The organism is Planctomycetia bacterium, from assembly GCA_034440135.1.
In the GTDB taxonomy this organism is placed as follows: domain Bacteria; phylum Planctomycetota; class Planctomycetia; order Pirellulales; family JALHLM01; genus JALHLM01.
Map to the genome: position 1 here is coordinate 1 of JAWXBP010000230.1, position 10,605 is coordinate 10,605.

Here is a 10,605-nt window from a genome sequence, read left to right on the forward strand (position 1 = left end):
CCAACGGACCACCCGGCAGGCCGAGCTGTCCTTCATCAAGTCATCCGCATGCATTGCAGAGAATTCCCCGCTCTCTTCCGTGACGGAGTCTTCGCTGGTAGTCAAGCATAGGGCATCACCCGTTAAAGACAAGCAGATAACCAGCAGTTAGAGATAGTAAATGGGGATCTGCCGTCGGCAAGCGTCAGCAGAAGGTGTGAAAAACCCTGGCCTCTAGTTCGGACCAGGGCAAAACGATACGTCGCGACTCGGAAACGCGCTAAAAATTGTAGAAGCGCGGGTCGCTCTTGGGCAGCCGATATTGCGAGTTCGGCCTTGAAGTCCGCGGAGACGATGAACGGCCCAAAGATTCGTACGAGTATCGCCGTGTGTTTTGGTCGACTTGCGGTTCATACGAGTAACGACGCTGTGATGGATTCATCGTGGACGCGTCCGGTGTAGGCGCGGCGGGCAGATCGTCATCGTATTGAGGCGCCTGCGCGCCATCTTGGTAGTGAGGTGCGGAATATGTGCTCTGTTGGCAGCAGCCGCAACCGCGACCGCGACGGCCCGCCTCGGCATTTTGTGGTGTGCTGAGCAGCGTCAACGATGACAATGCCATCACAACATACAACGTCTTGAGCATATCAGGTCTCCTGTAAATGCCTGGACTCGGCTGTTTCCGCGTTGGAAGCAATTCGCGAGTCCGCTTACATCTCCCGCCCACGGCAGCTGGCCGCTTGGAAGACTCCACTCTGATTCGTATGCAAATGGAGTGCCGTTAGACTGAGAAACTCGATTTGCAAGGCGTTTCGCGGAGCAAACCCGGATCCAGTTACTTCCTAACACCCACGTATTTTGCGCATGGTTGCGCGCAGAAGTTTATCGACGGCTAAGATGAGGGCATAACTGTCAGGTAGGGTCGACAACGATCATCTTATGATGGTGGTCCCCGTTGCGCACTGGACGATTCCGAGCTGTACGCACGTGTTGCGCCGCGGAGCGTAGCCTGCAACCGGACACAAATACTAGGGCAGGCCGCATGAGGTAATTCAATACAACCTGGTGCTGCGCAGGCGGAGTGAATTGAGGATGACGCTCACTGAGCTAAGGGCCATCGCGGCACTCGCCCACATGGGAGAAACAAGCCCGAGTGCCGCCGCAGGCACACTGAGCGCGTTATACGCGAAGGCCAATACTAGGTTCTGACGGATGGTGGACGAAGTCGCCTGACTGAGCCGCCGAGCACGGACAATGGCGCGGAGGTCTCCTTTGACCAACGTGACCGCCGCACTTTCCATTGCCACATCTGTGCCGGTCCCCATGGCAATCCCCACGTCAGCTTTAGCCAACGCGGGTGCATCGTTGATGCCGTCGCCGGCCATGGCCACTCGATGGCCTTCCTTCTGGAGGCGGGATACGACGTCGCTTTTTTGTTCCGGCAAGACCTCGGCGATCACTTCATCAATGCCGAGCGTGCGCGCGACGGCCTCGGCAGTCGTGCGGCTGTCGCCGGTGAGCATGACCACGCGCAATCCCTCGGCATGCAGTAGTTGGATCGCTTCGGCGGACGTGTCCTTGATGGTGTCAGCGACACCAATCAATCCTGCAACCTTGCCGTCAATGGCGACGATCATCACAGTTTGCCCTTCTGACCGCAATTGCTGAAGGCGACTCTCCGCCGAGCTAATATCGATGCCCTCTGTCGACATCATGGCCGGGTTTCCGATGGCTACCTGCTGCGAGCCAGCGTTTCCGCGCACTCCTTTTCCAGTCACTGACTGGAAATTGCTGACTGAAGTCGGCACTACGCGGCGCTGTTCTGCGCCTTGGACAATCGCTGCTGCCAGTGGGTGCTCGCTGGCTTTTTCAAGACCCGCGGCGACGCCTAGAACGAATGATTCGTCGTAGCCGGCGGAGGTTTCAACGGTGACGAGCTTTGGTTTCCCTTCAGTAAGGGTCCCGGTCTTGTCTACTACCAACGTCTCAGCATTGCGCAGTGTTTCAAGAGCCTCAGCGTCCCGAAACAGGACTCCCGCGGTCGCTCCACGACCCGTTCCGACCATGATTGCCATTGGCGTGGCGAGTCCCAACGCGCAGGGGCACGCAATAATGAGGACCGCTACAGCGTTCACGAGAGCGTGGGCAAGTCGCGGTTCCGAGCCCCAAATGGCCCAGCCCGCAAAGGCCAAGATGGCGACTCCCATCACCGTTGGAACAAAGAAAAGTGAGACTTTGTTGACGAGCTTTTCGATTGGCGCACGGCTCCGCTGGGCTTCGCCGACCATTCGGACAATCTGCGACAATAGCGTGTCTCCTCCCACTCGCTCGGCCTGCATTAACAGGCTTCCGGTGCCGTTTACAGTTCCGGCGACTACCTTGTTTCCGGACGTTTTTTCCACCGGGATCGGTTCGCCGGTGATCATTGACTCATCAAATGCGCTTTGTCCCTCAAGCACGAAGCCATCGACTGGCACTTTCTCACCCGGACGAATCCGCAATCGATCTCCGACGTGTACGTGCTCCCTCGGGACATCTTCCTCTTGTCCATTTTCGCGCACCACGCGTGCGGTCTTAGGAGCCAGGCCGAGGAGTGCACGGATCGCAGCGCCGGTTTGTGAGCGCGCACGCAGTTCAAGCACTTGTCCAAGTAGTACCAATACGACAATCACAGCCGCGCTATCGAAATACGGTTCGACCGCGCCGGAGGCCGAGCGAAAACCCTCGGGAAAAAGATTGGGCGCGATCGTGGCCGCCAGGCTGTAGAGATACGCGGCACCGACGCCGAGTGCGATCAGCGTGAACATATTCGGGCTGCGATGCACGACCGATGACCATGCGCGTTGAAAGAATGGCCAGCCGCACCACAACACTACCGGGGTCGCCAGGATCAGTTGTACCCAATTGAGCGCTGTCATGTTCGCATGCAGGGCTTTCATCAACGCTGGCGTCGGGATTAGACCCGCCATGGCGATGAGGAAAATCGGCACGGTTAAGACCGTCCCAATCCAGAATCGGCGCTGCATGGCAAGCAACTCAGGATCCGGCCCGACTTCGGCCGAAGGCTGCATCGGCTCCAGCGCCATGCCGCACTTCGGGCAAGTTCCAGGACCGTCTTGAATGACCTCCGGGTGCATGGGACACGTATATTTGCCGGTCGCAGGCGGCGTTTCCGACGCCGGCATTGGCTGCTTCGTTTGCTGGACAAATCGTTCTGGCGCGGCCTGGAATTTCTTCAGGCAGTGTGTGCTGCAGAAGTAGTAGGTCGTGCCGCGAAATGTATGCGAGCCGGCCGCGTGGCTCGGATCGACGGTCATTCCGCAGATCGGATCCTTGACCGTCGCGTTCTCGCCGCCGTGCCCTGTCGCGTGATGGTCGTGTGACATCTGTGCTCTCCATTCCCGGTTGTTGCGGGAGTTTCTTGTCTTTTCTGGCTATTCTCGATGGCATTCAGAATCGGGCAGCCCTGCAGCTTCCCTTTGCCGTCGCACGCTTGGACGAGCGGCACGAGTGCCTGTTTCATGCGTCTGAGTTCATCGATCCGATGATCAATGTCAGCGATTTTCGCAGTGGCGCGGTCTTTCACCTGACTGCGAGTGGACAGGGGATCGAGCTTGAGTTCCAACAGTTCCTTGACTTCCCGCAAGGCGAATCCCAGCCGCTGCGCTTGCTTGATGAATCGCAAGCGTGCGATCGCTTCCGGCTGGTATTGTCGGTAGCCGGAAGGACTTCTCGCTGGTTTTTCTAGTAGCCCTTCGCGCTCGTAGAATCGGACGGTCTCGACGCCAAGACCGGTCTCGCGAGCAATTTGGCCAATCGTTAATGTCTGCATCTCAAACCCTCCACAGCTATTCTACACCCCGTACCTTACTACGGAGTCAAGGCCGATTACCGCTTCGATACCGCATTCGGCAGGGAAGACGCGCGCTTTCGCATCACCCGTACCCGCCCAACCGCGCAATCAGGGAGCTTGTGCATATGGTTGGCAAGAAGTGTCATCCACCGCGCCGTAGCAGGCAAGGCATACGGCCCTTGATGAGAAGCAGCGATAGATGGAGGACTCGCCTTCACTTCCGCAAGGGGTTCCCTCACTACTTCTGCGGGTGCTCTGTCGATGGAGTTTATTGCGGTCGGAAGAATTTCGTTTTGAATTGTGGCGGAGACATCGCTGCTGCCGCGTCTCGCCAGCGCAACCAGATTGCGGCCTCCAGGGCATGGTCGACCGCTCGGCTGTCTAAAAACTGCGACGGCTGAAGACGGTGCGCATGATAGTTTGCCGAGCGCAGTCCGCTCGTAAACGCCAAAAACTCGGCCGTTCCGGCAGCCGCTTCGCCGAAGTAATTCCGCACGGCGTTCAGATCTTGGAGGTCAACAACGCCGTCGAATGGAAATGTGTCACCGATGACGCCAGGTCCCGTCTCGCCGAAGTTATTGCGGACGGCGTTCAGGTCTGCGAGATCCACATCATCGTCGTCATCCGTGTCGCCAGGCCTGGAGGCTGCCACGCTGACCTGGACTTCTGCTTCGTCGACACCTCCTCGATCATCCCACACATAGAGTTCCACCTGGAAATCGCCTGCGCCCGGCGCACGCCACGTCACGTCTTTGCCAATCGCGGTCGTCCCATCTGGAAAATACCATTCATAGCGCATCACGGCTCCTTCGCCGTCCCTGCTGAGCGCGCCGGAAAAAGCAAACGTCGCTCGATCTCCTGCCGGAGACGTCGCAATCACCGCTGAGGGGCGTTGATCCGCTGTCACACGGACATTAAATGTTCGCTGCATCGCGACCACGTTTCCAGCGCTGTCAGCGATGCTTGCCGAGAGCGTCACCGCCCCCTGTGGCAACGCGCGATCTCCCTCAAACGGCGCCAGGAACAACTTGTCGTCTTTGTAAACGAACGAATCGCTCAGATCTGTGCCGGCGGGAAGGCCGCCGAATGATCGGTTGAACGACACTCGCAAACTCGACAGGTCGATTCCACTGCCGCCATCGGCGTACTGCAAGACGATCTCTGGATATTGCGACCACTCGTCAGGCGTCGGCTTGAGGATAATCAGGGACGGTACCGTGGTGTCGACACCGGCCAACACAGGCATCGACGCCGAAGCTTCGGGCGTTGGTTGACTTGGCGTGTTTTCGGTCCCGACGTGGACGACGCTGTAGTAATAGGTAATCCCCGGTTTCGCGGAGCGGTCAGTGAAGCGCACCTCATTTCTGCCGCCGTTGAGGCTGACCTCAGGGTCACCCAACTCCTCAGTTGTCGTCCAGCGGTCGATGGGCGCTGAAAATCCTTCGTCCTGGTGCGACTCTCCTACGACCTTGACGAGTTCGCGTTCGGTCCGAGCGAGACTCGGGGACGTGGAGCGGTAGACCTTGTAATAGCGGGCCGTGGCGGCGAATTCCGGAGCCTGCCACGAGAGCGTGACGCCTACTTCGTCCGCGGCGATGACCTGCAAGTTCCGCGGCATGTCGGCCGGTTGACCGCTGGGATTTTCAAACGTGTTGATGAGCGGATGGACCCGGTCGCCGGCCATGCCGAGCCAAATGTCATACGCGCCGTCGCCGTCCAAGTCGGTGACGTCCACGTCATTGCCAAAATCGTTCCCGTTCGCCGCAATCACGACCGTCCGGTTGGGGGAATAGGCAAAGTGACCGGACCCATCGTTCAGGTAGAACTGCAATTGCTTGATATCTGTGCCGGTATCCCGCCGCAGAGCGATGAAGTCCAGGTCGCCGTCGTAATCGACATCGACCAATTCGCCATTGTCACCCCGCAAGATTTCGCCGATGTAGCTTCCGATGTCCCACCGCGCCGCACTTTCTTCGGCGAAATTGCCCTGTCCGTCGTTAACGAAGATCGCGTGTGAAACGACCGGATGGCTACCGATTGTTTCGTTGAGGAGATTGTGGTCGGTAAAGAATCGTCCCAACGCAATGATAAGGTCCAGGTCGCCGTCATCGTCGATGTCGCCAAGGCTCATGGATTGATTTGAATCGCCCTGCACGCGGATATCGGGCAACACGGGAAATGACCGAGCGAATGGAGCGAAGCTCTGATTGAAGACGCCATTGCCATTGTTCTTGGCAATCGTGATCCCCAACTCTGGGCTGAATCGCTGGTCCCCTTTGATCATCAGCAGGTCGTAGTCCCCATCGCGGTCCACGTCGCCAGAGACAGTTCCATGCGGCGGATCGGCAGCCAGATTCAGGCCGCGTGACGCCGACTGTTCGGTGAAGGTGCCTTGGCCATCGTTGACCAGCAAGTTGAAGTCGTAGGGAAAACCGGAGCTAACGACAAGGTCGACGTCCCCATCGCGTTCCAGGTCGGTATTGACGATCTGCCACGCGCTGACGAACTGGCCATGGCTCAGGTCCAGCGATTTGAAGCGAAATCGGCCACGGAGGTTTTCTTGAATGGCGAATGTCTCGCCGTTGCCGCCCGAGATCACGTCCAAATCGCCATCGTTGTCCACGTCGGCGAAGTTGATCCCATCATCGCCCAATCCGCCAATCGAGTTGTCCGGTCCCTCGCGGTAGATGAAGCCGGTGAGGTTCTGTCGCGGGCTTTGCCCGACGCCTTCGCGCCCGGCCACCGGATTCATGAAGCCCTGGCCCGTATTCCAGAGCAGCCCATAGCGAGCAACCAAAGCGCGGTCCATCAGACCGTCGCCGTCAAAGTCGCCGAAATCGCCGTCATAGTAATTAGGGTTGCCAACGCCCTGCGGTCCGAACGTGTAGAGATTCGTCCCAAGCTCCAGGTACTTGTCGACGAATCCTTGCCATGGTTGGGACTGAGGATCGGCAACAAAAACATTTCCACTGTTTTCGCCGGGAAACGGAGTGGTGTGGTCGATCGAATTACCAAGGAACACCGAACTCTCCGTCGTGGCATTCACTGGCAACGTGGTGGCTTGCAGGCCGACTTTGTTGCGCCACAGAAGCGCGGTCGACGTTTCCAGAGTCAAGTCGGCCCCGCCGGAGTAATAGAGTCCTGTGTCGTTGCTGTGAGCCTCGTTTGCTAAGAACACGGTCGGGTAGGACGATGTGTCGAGCCGATTTGGCGACATCCAATAGCCGGCGGCGCCCGCCGCGCCCGCGGCGGCCACGTTGTCCACAAACTCGTTGCCTTCGCGAACCCAATACACGGCGGCGGCGGTGGTGGGATACTCAAAGATGGGTCCTGGTTGTCCCGGCAGTTCTTCGGGGCCGTAGACCAGTACGCCAAGATTGTGTTCCAGTCGATTGCCGCGTTCGTTCGCGCTTTCCAGATAGAATCCAGCGCCCTGGGCGTTGAATCCCACGGTGTCGCGCACGACGACGCCGTCCGTGCCGTGAATCGAAAGAAACTTGTTGCCAGGGTCAGAGGTGGAATTCCAGATTGACGCGCTTGCGATCTCGAAGCCGCTGCCGCCATCAAGGGGCCCGACTTCGTGGAAGTGCAGCGGGTAGCGGCCAAGCTTGGCGCGTGGGCCGAGATCGCGGAACTCGGTGAAAGCAATCGAACCGGAAGCGCCAGCAAGATAGGCCGTATGAGCGCGATGGTTCGGATCTCCTTCCGTGACGAGATTGGAGGCCAGCGTGACATTGTGGGTGAGCAAACCTACCTCGGCTTGCAGCGGAATCAAGATTTCCGTGCCGAAGAGTTCCGATTCATTCACGATCTCGCGAGTCGTGTTTGCGATGGTGTCGTACGCGTAGAGGCTCCCCTCATGAGCATACGCCAGGGCTTCATCAAATCGAACCTGATTGCCACTGACTGAGACAATCGTTCGCACCTCGACCTCGTCGGCCCCAGGTGATGCGGGCGTAATCACAACTCGATCTCCGGCGCGCCAACCCTGTGCTGCGTCCGACACGACCACTTGGGTTGAACCGGCAACTGCATCGTCTGCCAACTTCGTCCAAGAGAGCTTGGGCGCGCCGCGGAACGTAGCGATGCTTCCCGCTTCGATTACCCAGAGGCCGGTGTCCTCTGGGTGATAGTCAGGAATGCTGGGGTCCGGCCCCGGTTGAAAGGCCGAATCGTTTGGGTCGTTGGACGAGAACAGCCGATCGTTCGCGACATTGAAGCCGATGTAGGCCGAGACGTTGGCAGGAATCGGGTCGGCCGAAGTGCCCGCGTTCAGGATGCCGCCCGCGCGCACCGTTAGACTTCCGTCGAAATCGAGGCGTGTAGCCGACTGACGGGAGAAATAAAGCTCGCCGCCGTCCCGAATTAGCAGGTCTTTCGCCTCCGCCTCCGAGTCGCCATTGGCGGGCAAGTCATAAACAACTGTGAATCCCGCGATCAGCACCGAGTCGGAGCCGGACGGAACACTTCCGCCCCACGTCGCAGGTTCACTCCATTGGCCATTTTGGACAGCAGAAACGCTGAGTAATGCACGCTGCTCCAATAGTTCAAATCTTCGTCGGTGTGTACTTCGAAGTCGAATCGATGCTTGTCGCATGGTGTGTGCTGGCGGTTCGGTGTTCACTCCGACGGTTTAGTCAGAGCGGTGGGCAGTGGCCGAAGCAATGGTATATCGAGGAACCGCCATTTTAAGGCATTTTTGTGGAAAAGTGCTGAGTTTTTGTGCGAGAGGTGAAATTCAAAAAGCCCCGCGAGGATCAATACACGTCGGCGATAAGGGTGGCCCCGACGATCGTGGGCGACGCCCTATTACAGCAACCTACGAATCTGAACTGAGTGACTACTCGACGGGAAATTGCACCGCGGTCATCTGCCCGTACCCGGCAGGCCAGGCGCTCTCGATTTCGACTTGGCCGACAAACTCCTCCTCGCCAAGCTCGATGGTGAAGTCCCTTTGTAGCTTGCCACCTTGATCGATGTAGATCTTCGCAAGATACCGCCCGGGCGAGAGCTGTCCCGAACGAATCTCATCGGCCCACTTTGTCCCGCGTCGAGCCGTCAAGCTGAGCGAGTGCTGCCAGAGGTTTTCCTTTCCGAAGACGGGGCGATCCGAAGTCGCCACGCGGTGTTCGGACCAGCCTGACTCGGTCCAGCGGTGGATGTCGACCTGCAACAGCATCTGGTCGACCTCGGCTGGCACGCCTTCGATCTTGAACCAAATGTCCATGACTACCGAAACTTCCTCGCTTTGCTCAGGCAACTGCTCGCTGCTTGTGTACTTGGCTTGCACGATCGCGGCGTAATCGTCGATGAAGTGGCGAAACTGTTTGTACGTCCGATCGCCGACGACCATCTTCTGACCACCACCGTGTTTAACCTGCATGGTCGGCTTTAACAGCAGCAAGCTCGCTTCCGGCGCTTCGGGATCAATCAGGTCGTTCGCGACCATGTATTCCAACGTCGCTTGGGGATCATCTAACTGAATCCACGATACCTGCTCTCCGTGTTCCTTGACTTGCTCCTGATTACGATCGGGCGAATGGCAAGCGGCGCACCGTCTGCTTTCAGTCCAGATATTGTCGATGAACGAGGCCAGCACACGATCTCGTCGCGCGTGACGAATGACATCATCAGGGTTTTCGGGACCGATTGGCACCGCTTCATCCTTAGCAGCCAACAATCGCGGACCTCGACCGCGGCATGAATCCAGGTGCTAAAAGCCTCGTATTCCTCCGTCCGCATTTTGTCGGTTGCCAGGGCAGACTTCTCAGGTTGGCGATCAATAAAATTCAGAATCTTCGACTCATCCGGCCGCTTAACGTCGATCATCCCGGCCTCAACCAGCGACACGAAGGTTTCCTGTTGAGATGGTCGAATATAGTTTTTCAGATCAACGCCGCTCAAATGGCACTCTGAGCAACTGGATGGCCTGGCTGACTGAAAGATCGGCAGAATGCATTTCTCAAAGAGAGCGAGCGACGAATCGTTATCCGACGTGAGGGGTTGTTGCCGACTGCGAATGTCCGGATCGCCGGCTGTGGCGGGCAGCGATTTGGGAGCCACGTCGGTCCGGCCGCACGACGTCATTCCCGGGAGCATCGCAAATCCCAACAGCCATCGAGTTGTTCGACACATTCGAAAACTCCCTGAGGATGTCGATTCGTGAGAATTCTCGCCGACGAAGTTCTTACAAAACAACATGTCCGAACTTTGCCGGAATGGAATGCAATAGCTACACACTTGCTCTGGTTAGCATCAGCCGTCATGGCTATTGGGGACTGCCAGACAGCAGGAAACCGTCAGTCCGAACGTCGGCAATGCGTAGTTCGCGAAGTGTCGCCAGATAGCGGAGCTTCGCCTGGGAGAAAGTGCGTTGTGCGGTCAACAAGCTGACAAAGTAATTCTCTGCGGCCGTATATCACTTGCGAGTCCAGTCGCGCGGCTCAATGGAGCGCGGCAGGCTGTTTGAACAATTTCAATCCAGGCGATAGCGGGCGTTTGCGTAGCGCTCATAGATGAGCGCCAGCCGTTTCTGTAGGTCGAGCTATATTTGCGAGAACGCCTGTTCCGATGCCGCAAGTTCGCACTGAGTACGGATCAGCGAGCCAATTTGCGCAGTCGCGAGCGCTGGAGTATAAACAGTGGATGGTCGATTCGCATTTACGCAGCCCGATATTGGCCAATTTAATTGCGCCTAAAGGCGAGGTGCCACTCTCGTCTACCCGTCCCACCGATCAATACGGGGAGATCAGGCAGCTTATTGCGATTCTAGA

The 10,605-nt window shown here is 57.9% G+C and carries 4 protein-coding genes; all 4 read right to left on the reverse strand.

The genetic code is table 11. The features are described from left to right. Positions 1-1,031 precede the first annotated feature (1,031 nt). Positions 1,032-3,365 carry a heavy metal translocating P-type ATPase gene (locus tag SGJ19_13510; protein MDZ4781266.1) on the reverse strand — a complete coding sequence of 778 codons (2,334 nt, stop codon included), beginning with the start codon at positions 3,363-3,365 and terminating at the stop codon, positions 1,032-1,034. Then, on the reverse strand, positions 3,293-3,811 hold the full coding sequence (locus SGJ19_13515) for a heavy metal-responsive transcriptional regulator (GenBank protein ID MDZ4781267.1): 519 nt from the start codon (positions 3,809-3,811) through the stop codon (positions 3,293-3,295). Before SGJ19_13515 ends, SGJ19_13510 begins: the two co-directional genes overlap by 73 nt. A 289-nt stretch (positions 3,812-4,100) precedes the next feature. Then, entirely contained in the window at positions 4,101-8,429 is a 4,329-nt protein-coding gene (locus tag SGJ19_13520; GenBank protein MDZ4781268.1) for an FG-GAP-like repeat-containing protein, read from the reverse strand. Between the two features lie 243 nt (positions 8,430-8,672). After that, positions 8,673-9,488 (reverse strand): hypothetical protein, encoded by an 816-nt coding sequence (locus SGJ19_13525; GenBank protein ID MDZ4781269.1) that lies wholly within the window; start codon positions 9,486-9,488, stop codon positions 8,673-8,675. Positions 9,489-10,605 lie beyond the last annotated feature (1,117 nt).